The following is a 20,957-nucleotide window of genomic DNA, read 5'->3' as shown; positions in this document are numbered from 1 at the left end:
TCCTCGAGTTCGAGCGCGTGCGGCGGCTTGCGGATGTTGATGCCGGCATTGTTGACGAGAATGTCGATGCGGCCGAACTCTTTTGCGACGCGTTCGACCATGGCTCCGACATCAGCCTTGTCGGTGACGTCGGCGGTGACGGCGATCGCCCTGACGCCGCACGCCTTGAGTTCGGCGGCCGCGGCGGTCGATTTCGCCTCGTTGCGCCCGACCACCGCGATATCGGCGCCGGCTTCCGCCAGCCCCCGCGCCATGCCGAACCCGATGCCGCCATTGCCGCCGGTGACGACAGCCACCTTGCCCGAGAGATCGAAGAGTTTGGTTGCCATGTGTGGTCCTTGCGATTGAGTCGGTAGGGTGGGCAAAGGCGCGCTTGCGCCGTGCCCACCATCTTCAATCTTTTGCGCAATGGTGGGCACGGCGCGAAGCGCGCCTCTGCCCACCCTACGAATTCAGCGCCTGCCGCGCCAGATCAGGATCAGCCCTAGCCCGGCCAGCGCCGCGCCGTACCAGGCCCACTGGGTCTGCTTGATCATGAAACTGGATGCCGGCCAGGCGATCACGCCGGTGCCCTGACCGATCCACAGCAGCCCGACCGCGAGCGCGAGGAAGCCGATGATTGTAAGCCCGCTGCGCATGGGTTCGCCTTCCGGTGGTCGCGGGATATCGCGCTGCGGCCAGAGTGCAGTGCCTGCACATGCAGGGCAAGGGGAAGGCGACGACTTGGAAGGCGCATCGATCACAAAAAAGCCCCGGCAAACGCCGGGGCTTTCGAGTTGGTCTTCCGGGAGGAGAGATCAGTACTTCGCGACGACCGGGCCACCCCAGTTGAAGCGGTAGACGAGCTCGGTGGTCGCCTTTTGCTCGTAGAAGCGGCTCGTCTGGGTCAAGACATTGCCAACGCCGCAGCCAACGCCGGTCGTACAAACGAGGGTGTGGGTCTGGTTGCCGAAGTCAGAGAAACGAACTTCGTTCTTCCAGAACAGCCCAGGAAGCTGGCTTACGGCGTATTCCGTGCCGCCACCAAGGAAGTAACCATTCCGGGTGTGGCTTCCCAGCGAGATGCCGGTCGCGAGCGGTGCGGCGGGATTGTTGGTATTGAAGTAGTTGGTTTGTTCAAAATGCGCCTGGGTATAGCCGGCGTTGAAGTAGGTCAGAAGTCCCGGAAGGGCGACGTAACCAATGCGCGCGCCTACGGCCCAAGAGTAGTCGTTCCTGAATTGGCCTGTAAGATTCGACGCTGCAATGAGGGCTCCGGGAACGCCCGCAACGTTCATGCTGTACTGGCCACCGATGTTGGACCAATCCGCGTCCGCAAACGCGCCGATGACCCAATTGCCCATCGGTCCAGCGAACTGGTAGTCGGCGCCGGCGCCAACCTTGGCCAGCCAACCTTTTCCACTCGCGTCCTGACCAGTGCTTACCTGCAGCCCATTCGCTAACGGGGCGGGAAGATTGTATTCGGCGTGCTCAAGCTGGGCCATTCCATAACCGAAGCCACCCGAAATCCAGAAGCCGGTCCAGGAAGGAGCATAGGCAACCGGAGCAGCGCGCATCGGCGCCTTGGCACGCAAGTCGGCGGCGAGCGCCGGGGCGGAGAATGTGGCAACCGCGGCTAAAGCCAGGACCAGTTTCTTCATCGTACAATCCCCAGTAATTGGCGGTCGATCCCGACCAGCGTTAAATTTCGATTCCCAGAATCTCGAACTGTCCCGAAAACTATAGCCGGTTTCGTCAAAAATGCTGTTGCGGGGGAACCACACCCGCCGGAAAACGAAAAGGGAGAAAGTCGATAAAAACGGCGAATTCGCCTCGCAGAAGGTGGAATTCGGCCGTTTTCGGCGCTGCCCGGCGCTAGACGTCCAGCAGAACCTCGCTGGCGACTTCGGCCTTGTCGGAAATGAAGGCGAAGCGCGCCACGGCCCTGGTGCCCATCAGGCGCTCGACCGAATCGGCGGTGCCCTCGCGGTCTTCGGTCAGCAGCACCACGCGCAGCAAGGTGCGTTTGGCCGGGTCCATGGTGGTTTCCTTCAATTGCGCCGGCATCATTTCGCCGAGCCCCTTGAAGCGGCCGACATCGACCTTGGCATTGGCGTTGAACTCGCTCTTCAGGAGCTGGTCCTTGTGGGCGTCGTCACGGGCGTAGATCGTCTTGGCGCCATGGGTCAGCCGGTAGAGCGGCGGCACCGCGAGGTAGAGGTGGCCCTGGTCGATCAGGGGCTGCATCGTCCGGTAGAAGAAGGTGATCAACAGCGAAGCGATATGCGCGCCGTCGACGTCGGCGTCGGTCATGATGATGATGCGGGAGTAGCGCAGGTCCTCCTCGCGGTATTGCGGGCCGGTGCCGCAGCCGATCGCCAGCATCAGATCGGCCAACTGTGCGTTGGCGGTCATCTTGTCCCTGGTGGCGGAGGCGACGTTGAGGATTTTTCCGCGCAGCGGAAGGATGGCCTGGGTCTTGCGGTCGCGCGCCTGCTTGGCGCTGCCGCCGGCCGAGTCGCCCTCGACAATGAACAGTTCGGAGCCTTCCTGGGCGCTGTTGGAGCAGTCAGCGAGTTTTCCGGGAAGTCTAGCTTTCTTGGTCGCGGTCTTGCGCGAGATTTCCTTTTCGGCGCGGCGGCGCAGCCGCTCGTCGGCGCGCTCGACGACGAAGTCCAGGAGCTTGTTGGCCTGCAGGGGATTGCCCGACAGCCAATGGTCGAACGGGTCCTTGATGGCCTGCTCGACGATGCGCTGGGCTTCCGCGGTGGCGAGGCGATCCTTGGTCTGGCCCTGGAATTCGGGCTCGCGCACGAACACCGAGAGCATCACGGCTGCGCCCACCATGACGTCTTCGGAGACGATGGAGGCGGCGCGCTTGCCCTGGCCGACGCGCTCGGCGTGATCCTTCAGGCCGCGCAGCATCGCGCTGCGCATGCCGGATTCGTGGGTGCCGCCGTCCTGGGTCGGCACCGTGTTGCAGTACGACGACAGGAAGCCGTCGGCGTCGGCGGTCCAGGCCACCGCCCATTCGCAGGCGCCATGGGCGCCGACCCGGCCGGATTTGCCCGAGAAGATATCCGGATGCACCAGGGTGTCGGCATGGACGGCCGCGGCCAGATAATCCTTCAATCCGCCGGCGAAATGAAAGCTGTCCTCGGCCGGCACGTCGTCGAGGCCCTTCAGCAGCGACGGGTCGCAGCGCCAGCGGATTTCGACGCCGCCGAACAGATAGGCCTTGGATCGCGCCATCTTGAACAGCCGCTGCGGCTTGAAGACGGCCCTGGCGCCGAAAATCTCGGTGTCCGGCTTGAACCGGATCCGGGTGCCGCGGCGGTTGTTGATCTTGCCGAGGTCTTCGAGCTTGCCCTTGGGATGGCCGCGCTCGAACGCCATGCGATAGAGCTTCTGGCTGCGCGCGACCTCGACTTCGAGCCGCGAGGACAGCGCGTTGACCACGGAGACGCCGACGCCGTGCAGGCCGCCGGAGGTCTCGTAGACCTTGGAATCGAACTTGCCGCCGGAATGCAGCGTGCACATGATGACTTCGAGCGCCGATTTCTTCGGAAATTTCGGATGCGGGTCCACCGGAATGCCGCGGCCATTGTCGGACACGGTCAAAAAGCCGTCGGCGCCGAGTTCGACCTCGATGAAGGTCGCATGCCCCGCCAGCGCCTCGTCCATGGAATTGTCGATGACTTCGGCGAACAAATGATGCAGCGCCTTCTCGTCGGTGCCGCCGATATACATGCCGGGCCGGCGCCGCACCGGCTCGAGGCCCTCGAGTACCTCGATATCTGCCGCGGTGTAGCCGGCCTCGGCGCTGGCGCCGCGCGCGGCGACCGTGAGGGGCGCGGGGCCCTTCGGCTCGGTAGTCCCGAACAGATCGCTGTCGGCTTTGGTTTTAGCAGCTGATTTCAGTGATTTGGCCATAGCTCTTCATGTGTTGCGCGCGCCTGGGGCGCAGCGAATCGGTCTGTCTGACTATGCCACGGTTGAGCTCAAAAAGTGACGGCGCGGCAGCTTGTTACACGGGAGTGCAATTCACGTGCGGTCGCCGCCTTTGTGACTTGATGTCGCGGAACGGGTTGGTCTACCTGTTCTTGCATTGCGAACGCAGAAAGGCTCAATGCCCGCTCGAATGGCCGGGGTTGGGGAAGGCTTTCCAGATATGGAAGATTTTACGCGCGCTTTGGCTTCGTTCGTGCGCGACCATCAGGTCTGGGCCGCTCCCATCGTATTTGTGCTGGCGTTCGCCGAATCGCTCGCCTTTCTATCGCTGCTGGTTCCGGCCTGGGGGGCACTGGTCGCGATCGGTGCGCTGATCGGCGTCAGCGGTATCAGCTTCTGGCCGGTCTGGCTGGCCGGCGGGCTGGGCGCCGCCCTTGGCGACTGGGTCTCCTACTGGTTCGGCTTCAAATACAAGGAACACGTCGCCGAGATGTGGCCGCTGTCGCGCTACCCGGAGTTATTGCCGCGCGGCGAGGCTTTCGTGAAAGACTGGGGCGTGCCCAGCATTTTCATCGGACGGTTTTTCGGACCGTTGCGGGCCTCGGTGCCGCTCGCCGCCGGGATATTCGAGATGCCGTATTTGCGATTTCAGATCGCGAATTTTTCGTCCGCGCTGGTCTGGTCGGCGGTGCTGCTGCTGTTCGGCGACGTGATGGCCCATATCGCGGGATGGCTGTGGCGGGCGGTCTGAGGTCGCCCCGCGGTCGGCTGGGAATAAGCCGCGTGCCGGGGTGTTAGCCCCCTTGGATGCCGAGCGTTGCGCCCGCGCCGGCGTGATCGCATTGCCTTCAGAACGCTGGTAGAAGTCGGCCCGACACCCCGCCTGGAAACAGGGCCGAGAAACCGGGAAATCCGCACGTCATCGATCCAACTTGCAGGGAGACATCACCATGGAACTGACACGACGTCATGCGCTCGCGGGAGCCGCCGCGCTTGCTGCCACGCCCTTGCTGCCGAGCGCCTTTGCCAAAGCCGCCGCGCCTTTGGCCGACAAGCAGGCGCCCAGTTTTTACCGCTACAAGGTCGGCGACGCCCAGGTGAATGTCGTCTCCGATGGCGTCAACAATTTTGCGCTCGGCGACACCTTCGTACTCAACGTGAAAAAGGACGAAGTCAACGCCGCGCTCGAAAAGGCGTTCATGCCGAAAGACCGGATGAGCATCCAGTTCGCGCCCCTGGTCATCAATACCGGCGGCAAGCTGGTGGTCGTCGACACCGGCAACGGCCCGGCGGCCTTTGCCTCGAGCAAGGGCAATGTCGGGCAGTTCGCCAGCAACATGGCCGCCGCCGGGCTCGATGCCAAAGCCGTCGATCTCGTGGTCATCTCGCATTTTCACGGCGACCATATCAACGGCCTGCTGACGGCGGACAACATGCCGGCGTTTCCCAACGCCGAGGTGCTGGTGCCGGCCGCCGAGTGGAAGTATTTCATGGACGATGGCGAAATGGCCAAGCAGACCACGGACCGCATGAAGGGCGTGTTCGCCAATGCCCGTCGCGTTTTCGACGCGGGACTGAAGAAGAAGGTGACGCCCTATGAAACCGGCAAGGATGTTGCCCCGGGGCTGCAGGCGGTCGCTACGCTGGGCCACACGCCGGGACACACTTCGTTCATTCTCTCGTCGGGTTCCGACAAGGTGTTCATCCAGTCCGATGTGACCAACCTCCCGGCGCTGTTCGTGACCAATCCCGGCTGGCACCTGATGTTCGACCAGGATCCGGCGATGGCGGAAGCGACCCGCCGCAAGGTTTACGACATGCTGGTGGCCGACAAGATGCGGGTCCAGGGCTTCCATTATCCGTTCCCGGCCAATGGTTTTGTCGAGAAGGATGGCAATGGCTACCGGTTGGTGCCGGCGCCGTGGAGCCCGGTGATCTAACTTCCAGTCATTCCGGGGCGCGCATGCGCGCGAACCCGGAATCCGGAAATTGTAACCTTGAGATTCCCCGGTGCGCAATTGCGCACCTGGGCTCTGGTCCTTCGGACCATCCCGGAATGACGTCAGATCTTGACGGAAAGGGCACCGCCCCTTATAGCCCGCGGCCATGATCAACGCTGTGACCAGCTCAATCGCTCGCCGCCGCCGCGCCTCAGCGGTATGGGCGGACCTCAGCGTCTGAGATTGTCGCCCCTGCCGCCGGATCCGATCCGCGGCACTTCCTTCCTGCAGCGTGACCTTACCCCGGCGGCTCCACCATCAAGCCGGAGTTTGCGATGTATACGCCCCCGATGTTCAAGCCCGATCGCGCCGCCAGCCTCGCGTTTGCGGAGGCGCGCGGATTCGGCACGGTCTGCGCATGGGACGGCAGCAAGCCGGTCGCTTCGTCGCTGCCGTTTTATCTCGACTATGCCGACGACGGCACACCGCTGGCGGCATTTCATGTCGCGCGCCACAATGCGCTGGCGGGCTTTGCCGACGGGACCTCGTCCTGGCTGATGGCCGTGAACGGCGCCGACGCCTATGTCTCGCCCGACTGGTACGCGTCGCCGGACCAGGTGCCGACCTGGCTGTATCAGGCCGCCCACCTCACCGGCACCGTTCGAAAACAGTCCGACGATGAACTCGGCCGCCATCTCGACGCGCTGAGCGCAAAATTCGAGAGATGGCTGGCGCCGAAACCGCCATGGCTGTCGTCGAAGATGACGGCGGGACGGCTGGATGCGATGAAAAAAGCCATCGTGGGCCTCGTCATGACGGTCGAGGTGGTGGAGGGCAGCTTCAAGCTCAACCAGCACAAATCCGATACCGACTACGTCGCCATTGCGACCGCGCTCGCCGGGCAGCAGGAGGCGGCAGCAAAGGTTCTGGCCTGCGAAATGCGCGGGTTGCGTCCGCAATTGTTCGAGAGCCAGGCGACATAATTGAGTGCTAAGACGACCCCAGAAGGAGTGACGTGATGAGCACGAAGAAGAAGATCGGTATTCTGGGTGCGTCCGGCTACACCGGCGCCGACGCGGTGCGCCTGCTCGCGCGGCATCCGAATGCCGAAATTACCGCGCTCACCGCCAACACCCATGCCGGCAAGGCGATGGCGGACGTATTTCCGCATTTCTTCATGCTGGACCTGCCGAAGCTGGTGGAATGGGAAAAGGTCGACTGGACCGGTCTCGACGCCGTCTTGTGCGGGTTGCCGCACGGCACCACGCAGGAAATCATCGCGGCGGTGCTCTCAGCCAATCCAGCCATCAAGATCCTCGACATGTCGGCGGATTTCCGGCTGCGCGACATGAACACCTACGCACAATGGTACGGTCACGAGCACCGCGCGCCGAAGCTTCAGGGCGAAGCCGTCTACGGCTTGACCGAATTCTACCGCGAGAAGATCGCTGCGGCGCGGCTGGTCGCCTGTCCCGGCTGCTATCCGACGGCGGCGCTGCTGGCGCTGGTGCCGCTGGCGAAAGCCGGACTGATCGATGTCGACGACATCGTCATCGACGCCAAATCTGGCGTCACCGGCGCCGGCCGCGGGCTGAAGCAGAACACGCTATTCAGCGAAGCCGGCGAGGGACTTTCTCCCTATTCGATCGGCACGCATCGGCATGCGCCGGAGATCGAGCAGGAGATTGGCGTCGCAGCGGGCTCGGCCGTGACGGTCAATTTCACGCCGCACCTCATTCCGATGAGCCGGGGTGAACTCTGCACCTCCTACGTCAAGCTCGACGGGGCGAGCGCGGACGATCTGCGTGCGGCGCTGGCCACGGCCTACAAGGACGAACCCTTCGTGCATGTCGCGAAAAAGGGCGTGCTGCCGCAGACCCAGAATGTGCGCGGTTCGAACTATGTGCAGATCGGGGTGTTTGCCGACCGCATCAAGAACCGTGCCATCGTCATTTCGGTGCTCGACAATCTGGTGAAGGGCTCGGCAGGGCAGGCGATCCAGAACATGAACCTGATGTTCGGGCTGCCCGAAGCCGCCGGGCTGGAGCAGATCGCGCTGTTTCCGTAAGTGCCGAGGAGCCGCCGTGGACGAAGATACGCTTCAGTTCTACCGCAGCAACGCGCAGGCCTATGCCGGGCGCGAGATCACCTCGCGCCAGACACGGATCAACCGCTTTCTCGCGGTGTTGCCATCAGGCGCAAGCATTCTCGAACTCGGATGCGGCGCCGGCGCCGATTCCGCGCAGATGCTGGCCGCGGGATTCGATGTTCGTCCCACCGACGGTTCGCCGGAACTGGCGGCCGAGGCTTCACGCCGTCTCGGCCGCCCGGTCGAGACGCTGCTGTTCCATGACCTCGACAAGGTCGAGGCCTATGACGGCGTCTGGGCCAACGCGTGCCTGCTGCACGTCCCGCGACCGGAACTTGCTGAAGTGCTGTCGCTGATCTGGCGCGCATTGAAGCCCAGCGGCCATTTCTACGCCAGCTTCAAGGCCGGCGAGGAGGACGGGCGGGACACGCTCAATCGCTACTACAATTATCCGTCGCCGGAATGGCTGCGCGAAACCTACGCCAGCGCCGGTACCTGGAGTTCATTGGCGATCGAGAAGGGCGAAGTCAGGGGTTTTGATGATGAATGGGCCGAGATGCTGTTCGTGATGGCCCGGAAGAGCCCTTGATATTGGTTCGTGCCCCGAACGCAGCGCAACGCTCAGGCGATGCGCGGCGTCCAGGGTCCATCGTCAAACCCGTGAGTGGGGCTGGGTCCCGGCTCTGCGGAGCAGCGCGAAGAACGCTGCACCGCGTCCGGGACAAGAATTACAGGATCTTGAAAATCGCCAGCACCAGCACGGCCTGCGCGAAGAAGCCGACGGTGAAGGCGAGCGTGCGGAACACCGGCAGGCCGAACGTGTAGACGATCAGATGCGCGACGCGAGACCAGAAGTACACCGCGCAGGCCAGAACGGTCCATTTCGTCGAATAGTCCATCGAGTCGAGGATCAACACCAGTGGCGCGAAGATGATGAGGTTCTCGACCGCGTTGTCATGCGCGAACATCATGCGATTGGCCCATTCGGCATGCGGCTTGTCGTTGCGTGCCGGGTTGGCCATTGCGCCGGAGAGCCCGCGAATCTGACAGCGGTTGACCACGTAGGGGATCCACATCACGCCGGTCAAAATCACCGTCAGCGTCAGCCAGAAAATTTCACGCGTCATGGGTTCCCCTCACTCAATTGCGAATCCGGGCCACGGGGCCGGGATGGTTATAGCCTAATCGCGGAAGATAGCGCTACGCGCGAACCCGGACGTAGCTGCCCGGCGCGTCTTCGATCGGCGGCAACGCCGCGGTGCCGACCGGCCGCGCCGGCACCGTCTCGGCGTCGATGCTCTCGAGCCATTGGTGCCAGTCCGGCCACCACGAGCCCTTGTGCTCCTGCGCGCCCTTGAGCCAGTCCGCCAGCGAAATGTCCCTGATATTGTCGTTGGTCCAGTACTGATATTTTCCCGACGCCGGCGGGTTGACCACGCCGGCGATATGCCCGGACCCCGCCAGCACATACCTCACCGGGCCGCCGAAGAACTGCGAGCCGTACAGCACAGAGTCCGCCGGCGCGATGTGATCCTCGCGGGTCGCCAGATTGTAGACCGGCACCTTCACCTTCGACAGGTCGAGCAGCGTATTGTCGAGCACCATGCTGCCGGTGGACAGCCGGTTCTCCAGATAGCAGTTGCGCATATAGTAGGAATGGTTCGCCGCCGGCATCCGCGTCGCGTCCGAATTCCAGTGCAGGAGATCGAACGAGGAGGGCGGCTGTCCCTTCAGGTAGTTGCTGACGACATAGGACCAGATCAGGTCGTTGGAGCGCAGCATGTTGAAGGCCATCGCCATCTTGCCGCCTTCGAGCACGCCCGACGCCTGCATATCGCGCTCCAGCGCCGAAATCTGGTGTTCGTCGACGAACACCAGAAGATCGCCGGCATGGGTGAAGTCGACCTGCGCGGCAAAGAAGGTTGCGGATGTCACGCGCACACGTCGCTTGTCCGCAAGCCATGCCAGCGTCGAAGCGAGCAGGGTGCCGCCGACGCAATAGCCCGCGGTGTGGACCTTCATCTCGCCGGTCACCTGTTCGATGACGTCCATCGCCGCGAGCGGGCCCTGCTTCATGTAGTCTTCGAAGGTCTTCTGGCCGAGCTTCTTGTCCGGGTTGACCCAGGAGATCACGAACACGGTGACGCCCTGATCGACACACCACTTGATGTAGGATTTCTCCGGCTTGAGATCGAGAATGTAGAACTTGTTGATCCACGGCGGCACTATCAGAAGCGGCGTGCGCAGCACGGTTTCCGTCGAGGGCGTGTACTGGATCAACTGCATCAGCTCGTTCTGAAAGATCACCTTGCCCGGCGTCGTCGCCATGTTGACGCCAACCGCGAGATTGGCGGGATCGGACTGACGGATCCGCAGTGTGCCGTGTCCGGCCTCGATGTCCTCCGCCAGCATCTTCATGCCGCGAACGAGGTTGTCTCCGCTGGAGGCCAACGTCTCGCGCAGCACTTCCGGATTGGTGAGGACGAAATTCGACGGCGCCAGCGCATTGGTGATCTGCAGGACGTAGAATTCCGCCTTCTTGCGGGTGTGGTCGTCGAGGCCTTCGGCGTTGCGCACCAGATCCTGCGCCCACTGCGTGGTGAGCAGATAGAGTTGCATTACGAAATCGAAGAACTGGTTCGATTTCCACTCCGGATCCTTGAACCGCTTGTCGCGCGGCGATGGCTCGATCGCGGGCGTCGCCGCTTCGCCGGCAAGCCGGCGTGCCGATGATCCCCAGAGATCGATATAGGCCTTGGCGATCCTGGCCTGCAGGTCCGCCGATCGCTGGTTGTCCGACAACCAATATTCCGCCACCGCGGAAAACGTCTTCACTACCTCGCCGATTTCGTTGGGCGGTTTGTCCCGGGCTTCGCCATTCTCGCGCGGCTTCAGGTAGGCCGCGAGCGCCTGGCCGCTGCTCTCCATCGCCTTCGCAAGGTTCATCGCGAAGGCTTCGGGATCGAATTTTTTCGTGGCGTTGGTTTCGCTGGCGACTTCACTCATGAGCAGACACTATAGGTTCATTTCCAGTTCGTCACCGCGCGCAATCGGCGCGGGCGATCAAGGGTTAATCTTCTGCATTGCACCTGCTGCACTGCGATAAGATTTCCCGGTTCCGACATATTGAGGCCCCAACGCTCGGCTTTGTTGTTCCGGCTTTAATCGTTTCGGGCGACAATGGTTTGAATGGTGGGGAAAGATTTGACGTTTTGCCGCTGCAAGGCTCATACCAGCGGAGCAAATGGGGATTTCCGCTGGGGATGACAATCGATCGGCACATCAGGGTGGTGATGACGGTAGCGCTCCTGCTGTCGGCACTGGCGCTCGGCGGCTGCGCGACATCGATCGCGGATATGCCGTTGGTCGGCACGCCGGCTGACGCTCCGGCGCGGCCCAAGGAGGCCGGCACCTACCTACCGGTTCATGACCTGCCTCCCGAACGCGACGCGGCAGCAATGGCGCCGGCCGAACAGGCGCAGGCCCTGCGCGAATTGGCGGCCGCCCGGGATCGGCAGGCGTCGACAGCAGCCAAAAACTCCGCCGCAAAGTGAGCCGGTTGCGCTAATTCGGCTGGCGCAGCCGGGCCCGCGTGGTAAAACAATCCCGATTCAGAGGTTTGGCGCGGAATTTGCCCTAAATCATTGAACGAGCATGCCTTTTGTGTGGAATCGAGTTCCGCGGCGATGCAAGCCATGCTGGCGATTCCTGCCGCGACCCGGCTCCGGAGCTATGAGACCGATGGAAGAATTTTACCGCATTCGCCGTCTGCCGCCCTACGTGTTCGAGCAGGTCAACCGGGCCAAGGCAGCGGCACGGAATGCCGGGGCCGACATCATCGATCTCGGCATGGGCAATCCCGATCTGCCGACGCCGCCTCATGTGATCGAAAAGCTCAAGGAGACCCTGGGCAAGCCTCGGACCGACCGCTATTCGGCCTCGCGCGGCATCACCGGCCTGCGCAAGGCGCAAGCCGCCTACTACGGCCGGCGTTTTGGCGTGAAACTCAATCCGGAAACCCAGATCGTCGCCACGCTGGGCTCGAAGGAGGGGTTTGCGAACGTGGCGCAGGCGATCACCGCGCCGGGCGATGTCATTCTGTGCCCCAATCCGAGCTATCCGATCCATGCTTTCGGGTTCTTGATGGCCGGCGGCGTGATCCGCTCGGTTCCCTCGGAACCGACGCCGCAATTCTTCGAGGCGGTGGAGCGCGCCATCATCCATTCGATCCCGAAGCCGCTGGCGCTTGTGGTCTGCTATCCCTCCAATCCGACCGCCTATGTCGCGAGCCTCGACTTCTACAAGGATCTGGTGGCATTCGCGAAGAAGCACGAGATTTTCATCCTGTCGGATCTCGCTTATGCCGAGGTCTATTTCGACGAGAACAACCCGCCGCCCTCGGTGCTGCAGGTTCCCGGCGCGATCGACGTGACCGTCGAATTCACATCGATGTCGAAGACATTCTCGATGGCCGGCTGGCGGATGGGCTTCGCCGTCGGCAACGAACGCATCATCGCAGCACTGGCGCGGGTCAAATCCTACCTCGATTATGGCGCCTTCACGCCGATCCAGGTCGCGGCGACCGCGGCATTGAACGGTCCCGACGACTGCATCCGCGAGATGCGCGATACCTATCGCAAGCGCCGGGATGCGCTGGTGGATTCCTTCGGCCGCGCCGGCTGGGATATTCCGGCGCCGGAAGCCTCGATGTTCGCCTGGGCGCCCCTGCCCAAAGCGTTCCGCGAGGTCGGCAGCATGCAGTTCGCGACCCTGCTGGTCGAGAAATCGGGCGTAGTGGTATCGCCGGGGGTGGCCTTCGGCGAGCACGGCGAGGGGTATGTCCGTATCGCCATGGTGGAAAACGAGCAGCGGATCCGCCAGGCCGCACGCGGCGTGCGCCGCTTCCTTGAAAGCGGGCTTGAAACGTTGCACAACGTGGTTCCTCTCGCCAACCGGCGATAGGCATGACCCCGAAAAGTGGAGTTCCGGTTTTCGGGCCAGGTCATCCCTAGTCTGAGTTTCTCTTTCAGGTTTTTCTGATCATGGTCGCACCCTTGAAAGTGGGTATTGCGGGGCTCGGCACTGTTGGCGCCGAAGTCGTCCGCCTCATCGAACAGCAGAGCCGGACCTTGTCGGCGCGCTGCGGACGCGGCGTGCGCGTGGTCGCGGTGACCGCGCGCTCCAAGGTGAAGAAGCGCGGGCTCGACCTGCGCGGCATCGCATGGGCCAGGAGCCCGCTGGCGCTGGCCAACGATCCCGGCATCGATTGCTTCGTCGAGTTGATGGGCGGCTCCGGCGATCCCGCGCTGGCTGCGATCGAGGCGGCGCTGAAATCCGGCAAATCGGTGGTGACCGCCAACAAGGCGCTGATCGCCAGGCATGGATTGCGGCTGGCGAAGGCGGCCGAAAAACATGGCGGCGCGCTGAACTTCGAGGCGGCGGTCGGCGCCGCGATTCCCGTGATCAAGACCCTGCGCGAGGGTCTGGCCGGCACCGGCATCAACCGCGTCTACGGCATTCTCAATGGCACCTGCAATTACATCCTGACGCGGATGGAACAGGAGGGCCTGTCGTTCGCCGAATGCCTGAAGGACGCGCAGCGGCTCGGTTATGCCGAGGCCAATCCGTCGTTCGACGTCGATGGCCACGACACCGCGCAGAAGCTCGCTATTCTGGCCAGTCTCGCCTTCGGCACCAAGGTGGCGCAGAGCTCAGTCTATGTCGAAGGCATTTCCTCGATCGCGCCGGAAGATCTGCGCGCCGCCGAAGAACTGGGTTACCGGGTCAAACTGCTCGGGGTCGCCGTGCGGACCGCCAAGGGCATCGAACAGCGCGTGCATCCGACCATGGTGCCGAAATCGTCCTCGATCGCACAGGTAATGGGCGTCACCAATGCGGTGACGATCGATGGCGAGGGCATTCCGCCGATCACGCTGGTGGGTCCGGGCGCCGGCGGTGCTGCGACCGCGTCGGCCGTGGTCGCCGACATTGCGGATGTCGCGCGCGGCATCCGCGCCAATCCGTTCGGGCGTCCGGTCAAGAAATTGCGGGTGACCGCAAAGGCGCCGATGGAGCGCCATGAGGGCGGCTATTATATCCGGTTGATGGCGCGGGATCTTGCCGGCACCGCCGCCACCATTGCCACGAGGCTGGCGGAGCAGAAAATCTCGCTCGAGTCGATCGTGCAGCGCCATCCCGATGGCGTTGACGCGGACGGCGCGACGAAGAAAGCTTCGCCGGTGCCGGTCATCCTGATTACCTACGCCACCAGCGAGGATGCGGTCTATCGCGCGCTGCAGGCGGTACAGCGCGACAAGGTCATCAGCGGCCGGCCGCAGGTGATACGGATCGAAAAGAACTGACGCAGCGTCCGAACGGACGGCGCGTAAAACGATTGTACGGGTCGCCAGACCCGCAGTGACGTCTTAGGGAGTTTGCCGATGTCGACCCATATTTCTGTTCCGCCGCAGTTGCTGCTCGAGCGCATCCTGACGCTCGAGATCGTGCGGGTGACGGAGCGCGCGGCGGTGTCGGCTGCAAGGCTGCGCGGCCATGGCAAGGAGAAAGAGGCCGACCAGGCCGCGGTCGACGCGATGCGCCGCGAGCTCAACAAGCTGCCGATCGAAGGCACGGTCGTGATCGGCGAGGGCGAGCGCGACGAGGCGCCGATGCTGTTCATCGGCGAGAAGGTCGGCATGAATGCCGGCCCGCAGGTCGATATCGCCGTCGACCCGCTCGAGGGCACCACGCTGTGCGCCAAGAACATGCCGGGCGCGATCGCGACCATGGCGATGGCCGATGGCGGCACGCTGCTTCATGCGCCCGATGTCTACATGCAGAAGATCGCGGTCGGTCCCGGTTACAAGAAGGGCGTCGTCGAGCTCGACGCCTCGCCCGCCGACAATGTCCGCCGTCTGGCCAAGGCCAAGGGAGTCGATGCTTCCTCGATCACCGTGCTGGTGCTCGACCGTCCGCGCCACGCCGATATCATTGCCGCCGTCCGCGGCACCGGTGCTGCGGTGCGCCTGATCACCGACGGTGACGTGGCCGGCGTGATCCATTGCGCCGATCCCGACAATACCGGCGTCGACATGTATATCGGCACCGGCGGCGCGCCCGAGGGCGTGCTGGCGGCGGCGGCGCTGCGCTGCATCGGCGGCCAGATGCAGTGCCGCCTGATCCTCGACAGCGAGGAGAAGCGCGAACGTGCCCACAAGATGGGCGTGCTCGATCCGCGCATGATTTACGGCATCGAGGACATGGCGAAAGGCGACTGCCTGTTCGCGGCAACCGGCGTCACCACCGGCTCGCTGCTGTCGGGCGTCAAATTCCGCAAGGGCGTGATCGAGACCGAAACCGTCGTCATGCGCTCGGTCACCGGCACGGTGCGTTACATCAAGGCCGAACACCGGCAGCTCGAGAAATTCCACCTCGACTGAGCAACATATGACCGGCACTGTCCAGATACGACCGGTTGGTGAAGACGAGCGCGAGGCGTGGAACCCGTTATGGGCGGGCTATCTCGCCTTCTACAAGACGTCGCTGACGCAGGACGTCAGCGACCTCGCCTGGATGCGGTTTCACGATCCGGACGAGCCGATGTTTGCGCTGGGCGGCTATGTCGATGGCCAGCTGGCGGGGTTCGCCCATTATCTGTTTCATCGCTCGACCTGGGCGCCGCACCGATACTGCTATCTGGAAGATCTGTTTGTCGCGGAAACGGCGCGGGGCCGGGGGCTCGGACGGGCACTGATCGAGGCGGTCTACGACAAGGCCCGGGCGGCGAGTGCGAGCCGCGTCTACTGGTTGACGCAATCGGACAACACCAAGGCACGCGCGCTGTACGACGGGGTTGCCGACAATCTCGGATTCATTCAATACCGCAAAGTGCTTTAGGCACGGCGCGACCAAGAACAAGAACAGGGAGTGGATATGTCCAGTGATTCGCCGGTGAAGGCCCTGGTATTCGATGTGTTCGGTACTTGCGTCGACTGGCGCACCAGCCTGATCAACGATTTCACCAAATGGAGCGAGATGCGCGGCATCAAGGCCGACTGGACCGCCCTGGTCGACGGCTGGCGCGCGGTCTATGCCGCCTCGATGGATGAGGTCAGAAAACATCCCGAGCGCGGCTACATGATCCTGGATACGCTGCACCGGCAATCGCTGGAAAAGCTGGTGGCGCGATTTTCGATCGAGGGGCTGACCGAGGCTGACCTGAAATATCTCACCATGGGCTGGCACCGGCTTCATGCCTGGCCCGACACCGTGTCCGGGCTGACGCGGCTGAAGACGAAATACATCATCTCGCCGTTGTCGAACGGCAATGTGGCGCTGCTGACCAATATGGCGAAGTTTGCCGGGATGCCCTGGGACCTCATCCTGTCGGCTGAGTTGTTCGAACACTACAAGCCTGATCCGGAAACCTATCTCGGTGCGGCAAGACTGCTCGGCCTGGCGCCGGAGCAGGTGATGATGGTGGCCGCGCATAACCAGGACTTGAAGGCCGCGCAGCAACTCGGATTGAAGACCGCATTCGTGGCGCGACCGACCGAATACGGCCCGCTGCAGAAATTCGACTTCGAGGCGACCGGTAGCTGGGACATCGTCGCGAAGGATTTTAACGGGATCGCCGACAAGATGGGGTGCTGACGACCTTCGTGTCCCGGCCGCGGAGCAGCGCCCTCGCACTGCTCCGCAGAGCCGGGAACCAACAGCGTCAAAGGCGGTCGTATCGGTCCCGGCCTAGCCGCGCACCGCTTGCGCCCCGCGCCGCATCCGGGGCACGATATCCCAACGACACCGCGTTTGATCCCGATCGCCTGAAAGCATCATGACACTTCCCGCATCCGCATTGCCCGTCGAGGCGCCCCCCGCGTTTCTCGGCGTCGCGCGTTCGGCGACCGGAAAGTTGTGGCGCGACCGGCTGGATGCACGGGGCGCGTCGCGGGCGCTGGCGATTGCGCAGCGCTATCAATTGCCGGAAATGCTGGCGCGGGTGCTGGCCGGGCGCGATGTCGAACTCGATGCAGTCGCGGATTTTCTCGATCCGACCATCCGCAAAATGATGCCCGATCCCTACACCGTGACCCAGATGGAAGCCGCCGCCAAGCGAATTGCGGATGCCGCCACGCGCCGGGAGCAGGTTGCGATCTTCGGCGATTACGATGTCGACGGCGCCACCTCGGCGGCGCTGCTGGCATGGCATCTGCGCCATTGCGGGCTCGATCCGCTGATTCATATTCCCGACCGGATATTTGAAGGCTACGGCCCCAATACCGAGGCGATCCGCATGCTGGCCGGCAAGGGCGCCACCCTGTTGGTGACGGTGGATTGCGGCACCACCAGCCTCGAGCCGCTGGCCGAAGCGCGGCGGCTCGGGATGTCGGTGGTCGTGATCGATCATCACCAGTCCGGTGACGAACTGCCGGAGGTCGAAGCGCTGGTCAATCCGAACCGGCCTGACGATCTCTCCGGCCTTGGTCATCTCGCCGCGATCGGTCTCGTGCTGGTCACGCTGGTCGCGGTCAACCGCGAATTACGCAGCCGCGGCTTCTGGGACGCCGAAATGCCCGAGCCCGATCTGCTCGGCATGCTGCATCTCGTCGCCCTCGGCACCGTCGCCGATGTCGCGCCCTTGACCGGGCTCAACCGCGCTTTCGTCGCCAAAGGCCTGATCGCGATGCGGCGGCGCGATCATGTCGGTCTTACCGCACTGATGGATGTGTCGCGGCTGAACGGCCCGCCGGAAGCCTGGCATCTCGGCTTCATGCTGGGGCCGCGCATCAATGCGGGCGGACGGATCGGACGCGCGGATCTCGGGGTGCGGCTATTGCTGGAAGGCGATGTTTCGGAGGCCGCTGGGATTGCCGCCGAACTCGATCGCCTCAACACCGAGCGCCGCGTCATCGAGCAGATGGCGGAGGCGCAGGCCGAAGCCGAGGCGCTCGCTTCGCTCGGACTGGAAGACAAGGGCGCGGTCATCGTCACAGCGTCGGAGGGCTGGCACCCCGGCGTGGTGGGGCTCGTCGCGTCACGCCTGAAGGAAAAATTCTCGCGGCCGGCTTTTGCGATTGCGCTGGAGCCAGGCGGCATCGGCACCGGCTCAGGCCGTTCGATCTCCGGGGTCGATCTCGGCAAGGCGGTACGGCAGGCTGTCAAGGAGGGGCTGTTGATGAAGGGCGGCGGTCACGCCATGGCCGCCGGCGTCACGCTACGCAAAGAGCGACTGGCGGAATTCCGCGCTTATATGGAAAGCGCGCTGGCCGCCGACGTCGCCAATTCGCGACATGAAAACGAACTGTTGATCGACGGCGCCGTCAGCGCGCGCAGCGTGACCCCGGATTTCGCCGCCATACTCAATCGTGCAGGCCCCTTCGGCAGCGGCAATCCCGAACCCGTGGTGGCGCTGCCGTCGCATCAACTGGTCTATGCCGATGAAGTCGGGCAGGCGCATCTGCGGCTACGGTTCAAATCCGGCGACGGCGCCATCGTCAACGGCATCGCGTTTCGTTCGATCGGGCAAAAGCTCGGCAATGCGCTGATCCAGCATCGTGGCCAGCCCCTGCATGTCGCGGGATCGCTCGCGGTCGACCGTTGGCAAGGCACTGAGCGGGTGCAGTTCCGCGTGACCGATGTCGCGGTGCCGGATCAGGGACCGGCGATGATCCGGTAAGGCCAACAACAATGATAACAACGGGAGTGAATATGACGAGGCAGGTTGAGGGCAAGGTCGCGCTGGTCACGGGTGGTTCATCAGGCATTGGCGCTGCGGTCGCCGAGTTGCTGGCGCGCGAAGGCGCCAGGGTCGTTGTCACCGATATCGACGATCTCAAGGGTCCCGAAATTGTTGCCGGCATCAAGAAGGCCGGACACGAGGCGTTGTTCCTGCATCAGGATGTCACCAGCGAGCCGCGCTGGGAGGAAGTGGTCGCCGACGTCGGAAAACGCTATGGTCGGCTCGACATCCTGGTGTCCAACGCCGGCATCGGAATATCCGTGCCGTCGATCATCCACATGTCGCTGGAAGACTGGCGGCGCCAGACCGCGATCAACCTGGATGGTGTATTTCTGTCGGTGAAACACTCGCTGCCGCTGATGCGACGGACCGGTGGCGGCTCGATCATCATGATGTCGTCGCTGGCGGGGCTGCGCGGTGCGCAAACGCTGGCCGGATATTGCGCGACCAAGGGCGGCGTGCGGCTGTTCGCCAAGGCGATCGCGATGGAGTGCGCGTCGTTTGGCGATGGCATCCGGGTCAATTCGGTGCATCCCGGCATCATCGACACGCCGATCTGGGGCAAGATCCCAACGGAAGCATCGGGCAGCGGACAAAATGCCCCGATCGATCCGGAAGAACGTGCGAAACTGGCAACGCCGCTCGGCCGCGCCGGCCACGCCATCGAAATCGCCAGCGGCGTGCTGTATCTGGCATCCGATGCCTCGCGCTATGTCACCGGAACGGAACTCGTGATCGACGGCGGCATGAACGCGGGCGGCGCGGTAAGGCAGGGGTGAGGCCAGCCGCGGCCGTCATCACGGTCCCTGCCGCAACCGCGCCAGCACCTTGAGCCCGCCGTAACCATCCGCCGGCGCCAGCCCCATTTTGGTCTGATAGGCCTTCACTGCCTTCATGGTGTCGTTGCCGACGCGGCCGTCGGTGCCGCCAGTGTCGAAGCCGGCCCTGGTCAGGCGGGTCTGCATCTCCTGGATTTCGGCGAGTGTCATGACGCGCTCGGAGCCTGGGAACGGCTGGATAAACGGCGGGCCGCCCAAAATACGGTCGCCGAGATGGCAGATCGCCAGCGCGTAGTTCATCGAGGGGTTGTAGCTGCGCACCGCGTAAAAATTCGGGCCCAGCAGGAACGCCGGGCCGCCCGCGACCGGTACCCACATCTGCGCCGACGCGTTCGGTTGGGGGAATGGCTGGCCGTCGGCGCGCTTCACTCCGGCACTGGCCCATGCCGCGTAGCTGCGATTTCCGCTGGCGGCGGCGCTCGAAGCCCGCACCTCATAGCCCCAATGTTCGCCGCGGCGATACTTGCCGCGATTGAGCAGATAACGCGCGCTGGAGCCGAGCGCATCGTCGGGCTTTCCAAATGGCGAGACGCGTCCGTCCTTGTCGTAGTCGGTGCCGACATTGAGCCAGACTTCCGGCATCCACTGGGTATGGCCCATCGCGCCGGCCCATGATCCGCGCATTTCCTCCGGCGTGCCCCAGCCGCGGTCGACGATCTTCAGGGCGTTGATCAGTTCGGTTTCCCAATAGGCGCGGCGGCGCGGCTCGTTCCAGGCCAATGCCGCGAGCGAGGGAAATACCGGGCGCATATGGTTCTGCTGCACCAGGGGATCGCCATAGGCGGACTCGACACCCCACAGCGCCAGCAGCGTGCCGCGCTCGACGCCAAAATCCTGTTCGATCCGGGTGAACAGCGCTTCGTTCTTGCGGAGCGCTTCCTTGCCGGCGGTGATGCGCCAGTCGGACGCGCGGCGATTGACGTATTGCCAGATCTGCTCGTGGAACTCCGGCTGCTTCGCCATCTGCTTGAACACGGACATGTCGGGCTCGATGCGGCCCATCACACGGGTGTAGGTCGCATCCGAAACACCCTTTGCCAGCGCGCGGGCGCGAAAACCGTCGCGCCACTGATCGAAACCGGGTGGGGCTGCGGCAAACGCCGCGAGCGGATGCGCGAGCAGGGCGCCGGCACCGAGGGTTGATCGCAGCAGCGCGCGGCGGGTCGGGGTGCTCAGAGAATCAAAATGGTCCATCGGGACAGTCTACCCGCCAGGGAGGCGGCGCGGCAGAGGTCAATGCGCCGCTGGAACTAGCGATCCTGCTGCAGATCTGCGGCAATTTGGGCCAGCCAGCGCCGCACGGTGGCTTGCGCCCTGGCGCCGAGCCCGGCGACCAGCTGCCGCTCCACCGCCCGGACGGGACTGCGGCATTTGTCGAGCAGGGTGCCGCCGCGGCGGGTCAGCGTCCATTGCAGCACCCG

General features: G+C 63.8%; 20 protein-coding genes. 13 read left to right on the top strand and 7 right to left on the bottom strand.

Annotated elements, in window-relative coordinates:
• The 4 genes from Q8N40_RS02800 to parE all read right to left on the bottom strand — a co-directional run.
• Window positions 1–329, bottom strand: a 329-nt coding sequence (locus Q8N40_RS02800) for an SDR family NAD(P)-dependent oxidoreductase (RefSeq protein WP_305710723.1), incomplete at its 3' end; no start/stop codon positions are given.
• Between the two features lie 123 nt (window positions 330–452).
• Complete coding sequence (locus Q8N40_RS02795; protein ID WP_305710722.1) at window positions 453–638, bottom strand: hypothetical protein; 186 nt, start codon at window positions 636–638, stop codon at window positions 453–455.
• A 159-nt stretch (window positions 639–797) separates the two neighbouring features.
• Window positions 798–1,640 (bottom strand): porin family protein, encoded by an 843-nt coding sequence (locus tag Q8N40_RS02790; protein ID WP_305710721.1) that lies wholly within the window; start codon window positions 1,638–1,640, stop codon window positions 798–800.
• A 214-nt stretch (window positions 1,641–1,854) separates the two neighbouring features.
• Entirely contained in the window at window positions 1,855–3,912 is a 2,058-nt protein-coding gene (parE, locus tag Q8N40_RS02785; RefSeq protein WP_305710720.1) for a DNA topoisomerase IV subunit B, read from the bottom strand.
• Between the two features lie 238 nt (window positions 3,913–4,150).
• Between parE and Q8N40_RS02780 the strand changes: the two genes are divergently transcribed.
• The 5 genes from Q8N40_RS02780 (at window position 4,151) to Q8N40_RS02760 (ending at window position 8,548) form a co-directional block, all read left to right on the top strand.
• A complete protein-coding gene (locus tag Q8N40_RS02780) occupies window positions 4,151–4,681 on the top strand; it encodes a DedA family protein (protein WP_305320167.1) in 531 nt (176 codons plus the stop codon).
• A 199-nt stretch (window positions 4,682–4,880) separates the two neighbouring features.
• A complete protein-coding gene (locus tag Q8N40_RS02775) occupies window positions 4,881–5,870 on the top strand; it encodes an MBL fold metallo-hydrolase (protein ID WP_305710719.1) in 990 nt (329 codons plus the stop codon).
• A gap of 335 nt (window positions 5,871–6,205) precedes the next feature.
• On the top strand, window positions 6,206–6,853 hold the full coding sequence (locus tag Q8N40_RS02770) for an FMN-binding negative transcriptional regulator (protein WP_305320169.1): 648 nt from the start codon (window positions 6,206–6,208) through the stop codon (window positions 6,851–6,853).
• A 35-nt stretch (window positions 6,854–6,888) separates the two neighbouring features.
• Window positions 6,889–7,938 carry an N-acetyl-gamma-glutamyl-phosphate reductase gene (argC, locus tag Q8N40_RS02765; RefSeq protein ID WP_305710718.1) on the top strand — a complete coding sequence of 350 codons (1,050 nt, stop codon included), beginning with the start codon at window positions 6,889–6,891 and terminating at the stop codon, window positions 7,936–7,938.
• Window positions 7,939–7,954: 16 nt separating this feature from the next.
• A complete protein-coding gene (locus tag Q8N40_RS02760) occupies window positions 7,955–8,548 on the top strand; it encodes a bifunctional 2-polyprenyl-6-hydroxyphenol methylase/3-demethylubiquinol 3-O-methyltransferase UbiG (RefSeq protein ID WP_305710717.1) in 594 nt (197 codons plus the stop codon).
• 139 nt (window positions 8,549–8,687) lie between these two features.
• Here the strand turns inward: Q8N40_RS02760 and Q8N40_RS02755 are convergent, their stop codons facing one another.
• Entirely contained in the window at window positions 8,688–9,086 is a 399-nt protein-coding gene (locus Q8N40_RS02755) for an MAPEG family protein (protein WP_305710716.1), read from the bottom strand.
• A gap of 73 nt (window positions 9,087–9,159) precedes the next feature.
• Window positions 9,160–10,965, bottom strand: a complete 1,806-nt coding sequence (locus tag Q8N40_RS02750) for an alpha/beta hydrolase (RefSeq protein WP_305710715.1) — start codon at window positions 10,963–10,965, stop codon at window positions 9,160–9,162.
• 257 nt (window positions 10,966–11,222) lie between these two features.
• Between Q8N40_RS02750 and Q8N40_RS02745 the strand changes: the two genes are divergently transcribed.
• The 8 genes from Q8N40_RS02745 (at window position 11,223) to Q8N40_RS02710 (ending at window position 19,476) form a co-directional block, all read left to right on the top strand.
• Entirely contained in the window at window positions 11,223–11,513 is a 291-nt protein-coding gene (locus Q8N40_RS02745; protein WP_305710724.1) for a hypothetical protein, read from the top strand.
• Between the two features lie 187 nt (window positions 11,514–11,700).
• Window positions 11,701–12,921 carry an LL-diaminopimelate aminotransferase gene (locus Q8N40_RS02740; RefSeq protein WP_305320174.1) on the top strand — a complete coding sequence of 407 codons (1,221 nt, stop codon included), beginning with the start codon at window positions 11,701–11,703 and terminating at the stop codon, window positions 12,919–12,921.
• An 80-nt stretch (window positions 12,922–13,001) separates the two neighbouring features.
• Complete coding sequence (locus tag Q8N40_RS02735) at window positions 13,002–14,321, top strand: homoserine dehydrogenase (protein WP_305710714.1); 1,320 nt, start codon at window positions 13,002–13,004, stop codon at window positions 14,319–14,321.
• A gap of 78 nt (window positions 14,322–14,399) precedes the next feature.
• Window positions 14,400–15,398, top strand: a complete 999-nt coding sequence (gene glpX, locus Q8N40_RS02730; RefSeq protein WP_305320176.1) for a class II fructose-bisphosphatase — start codon at window positions 14,400–14,402, stop codon at window positions 15,396–15,398.
• A 7-nt stretch (window positions 15,399–15,405) separates the two neighbouring features.
• Complete coding sequence (locus Q8N40_RS02725; protein ID WP_305320177.1) at window positions 15,406–15,855, top strand: GNAT family N-acetyltransferase; 450 nt, start codon at window positions 15,406–15,408, stop codon at window positions 15,853–15,855.
• Window positions 15,856–15,891: 36 nt separating this feature from the next.
• Window positions 15,892–16,611, top strand: a complete 720-nt coding sequence (locus tag Q8N40_RS02720; RefSeq protein ID WP_305710713.1) for a haloacid dehalogenase type II — start codon at window positions 15,892–15,894, stop codon at window positions 16,609–16,611.
• A gap of 181 nt (window positions 16,612–16,792) precedes the next feature.
• A complete protein-coding gene (gene recJ / locus Q8N40_RS02715) occupies window positions 16,793–18,634 on the top strand; it encodes a single-stranded-DNA-specific exonuclease RecJ (protein ID WP_305710712.1) in 1,842 nt (613 codons plus the stop codon).
• Between the two features lie 32 nt (window positions 18,635–18,666).
• A complete protein-coding gene (locus Q8N40_RS02710; RefSeq protein ID WP_305710711.1) occupies window positions 18,667–19,476 on the top strand; it encodes an SDR family NAD(P)-dependent oxidoreductase in 810 nt (269 codons plus the stop codon).
• Window positions 19,477–19,494: 18 nt separating this feature from the next.
• On the opposite strand, the gene Q8N40_RS02705 is transcribed toward Q8N40_RS02710, so the two are convergent.
• Window positions 19,495–20,730 carry a lytic murein transglycosylase gene (locus Q8N40_RS02705; protein WP_305710710.1) on the bottom strand — a complete coding sequence of 412 codons (1,236 nt, stop codon included), beginning with the start codon at window positions 20,728–20,730 and terminating at the stop codon, window positions 19,495–19,497.
• Between the last annotated feature and the right edge of the window lie 227 nt (window positions 20,731–20,957).

The sequence above is a fragment of the Bradyrhizobium sp. genome (genome assembly GCF_030693485.1).
Taxonomy (GTDB): Bacteria; Pseudomonadota; Alphaproteobacteria; order Rhizobiales; family Xanthobacteraceae; genus Bradyrhizobium.
This window is presented reverse-complemented; position numbering and strand designations above follow the sequence as displayed.

What these genes read in the sequence shown, in the direction of transcription:
- Q8N40_RS02795 (WP_305710722.1), bottom strand. Translation starts at nt 638, where the DNA reads ATGCGCAGCGGGCTTACAATCATCGGCTTCCTCGCGCTCGCGGTCGGG.
- Q8N40_RS02790 (WP_305710721.1), bottom strand. Translation starts at nt 1,640, where the DNA reads ATGAAGAAACTGGTCCTGGCTTTAGCCGCGGTTGCCACATTCTCCGCC.
- parE (WP_305710720.1), bottom strand. Translation starts at nt 3,912, where the DNA reads ATGGCCAAATCACTGAAATCAGCTGCTAAAACCAAAGCCGACAGCGAT.
- Q8N40_RS02780 (WP_305320167.1), top strand. Translation starts at nt 4,151, where the DNA reads ATGGAAGATTTTACGCGCGCTTTGGCTTCGTTCGTGCGCGACCATCAG.
- Q8N40_RS02775 (WP_305710719.1), top strand. Translation starts at nt 4,881, where the DNA reads ATGGAACTGACACGACGTCATGCGCTCGCGGGAGCCGCCGCGCTTGCT.
- Q8N40_RS02770 (WP_305320169.1), top strand. Translation starts at nt 6,206, where the DNA reads ATGTATACGCCCCCGATGTTCAAGCCCGATCGCGCCGCCAGCCTCGCG.
- argC (WP_305710718.1), top strand. Translation starts at nt 6,889, where the DNA reads ATGAGCACGAAGAAGAAGATCGGTATTCTGGGTGCGTCCGGCTACACC.
- Q8N40_RS02755 (WP_305710716.1), bottom strand. Translation starts at nt 9,086, where the DNA reads ATGACGCGTGAAATTTTCTGGCTGACGCTGACGGTGATTTTGACCGGC.
- Q8N40_RS02750 (WP_305710715.1), bottom strand. Translation starts at nt 10,965, where the DNA reads ATGAGTGAAGTCGCCAGCGAAACCAACGCCACGAAAAAATTCGATCCC.
- Q8N40_RS02745 (WP_305710724.1), top strand. Translation starts at nt 11,223, where the DNA reads ATGACAATCGATCGGCACATCAGGGTGGTGATGACGGTAGCGCTCCTG.
- Q8N40_RS02740 (WP_305320174.1), top strand. Translation starts at nt 11,701, where the DNA reads ATGGAAGAATTTTACCGCATTCGCCGTCTGCCGCCCTACGTGTTCGAG.
- Q8N40_RS02735 (WP_305710714.1), top strand. Translation starts at nt 13,002, where the DNA reads ATGGTCGCACCCTTGAAAGTGGGTATTGCGGGGCTCGGCACTGTTGGC.
- glpX (WP_305320176.1), top strand. Translation starts at nt 14,400, where the DNA reads ATGTCGACCCATATTTCTGTTCCGCCGCAGTTGCTGCTCGAGCGCATC.
- Q8N40_RS02725 (WP_305320177.1), top strand. Translation starts at nt 15,406, where the DNA reads ATGACCGGCACTGTCCAGATACGACCGGTTGGTGAAGACGAGCGCGAG.
- Q8N40_RS02720 (WP_305710713.1), top strand. Translation starts at nt 15,892, where the DNA reads ATGTCCAGTGATTCGCCGGTGAAGGCCCTGGTATTCGATGTGTTCGGT.
- recJ (WP_305710712.1), top strand. Translation starts at nt 16,793, where the DNA reads ATGACACTTCCCGCATCCGCATTGCCCGTCGAGGCGCCCCCCGCGTTT.
- Q8N40_RS02710 (WP_305710711.1), top strand. Translation starts at nt 18,667, where the DNA reads ATGACGAGGCAGGTTGAGGGCAAGGTCGCGCTGGTCACGGGTGGTTCA.
- Q8N40_RS02705 (WP_305710710.1), bottom strand. Translation starts at nt 20,730, where the DNA reads ATGGACCATTTTGATTCTCTGAGCACCCCGACCCGCCGCGCGCTGCTG.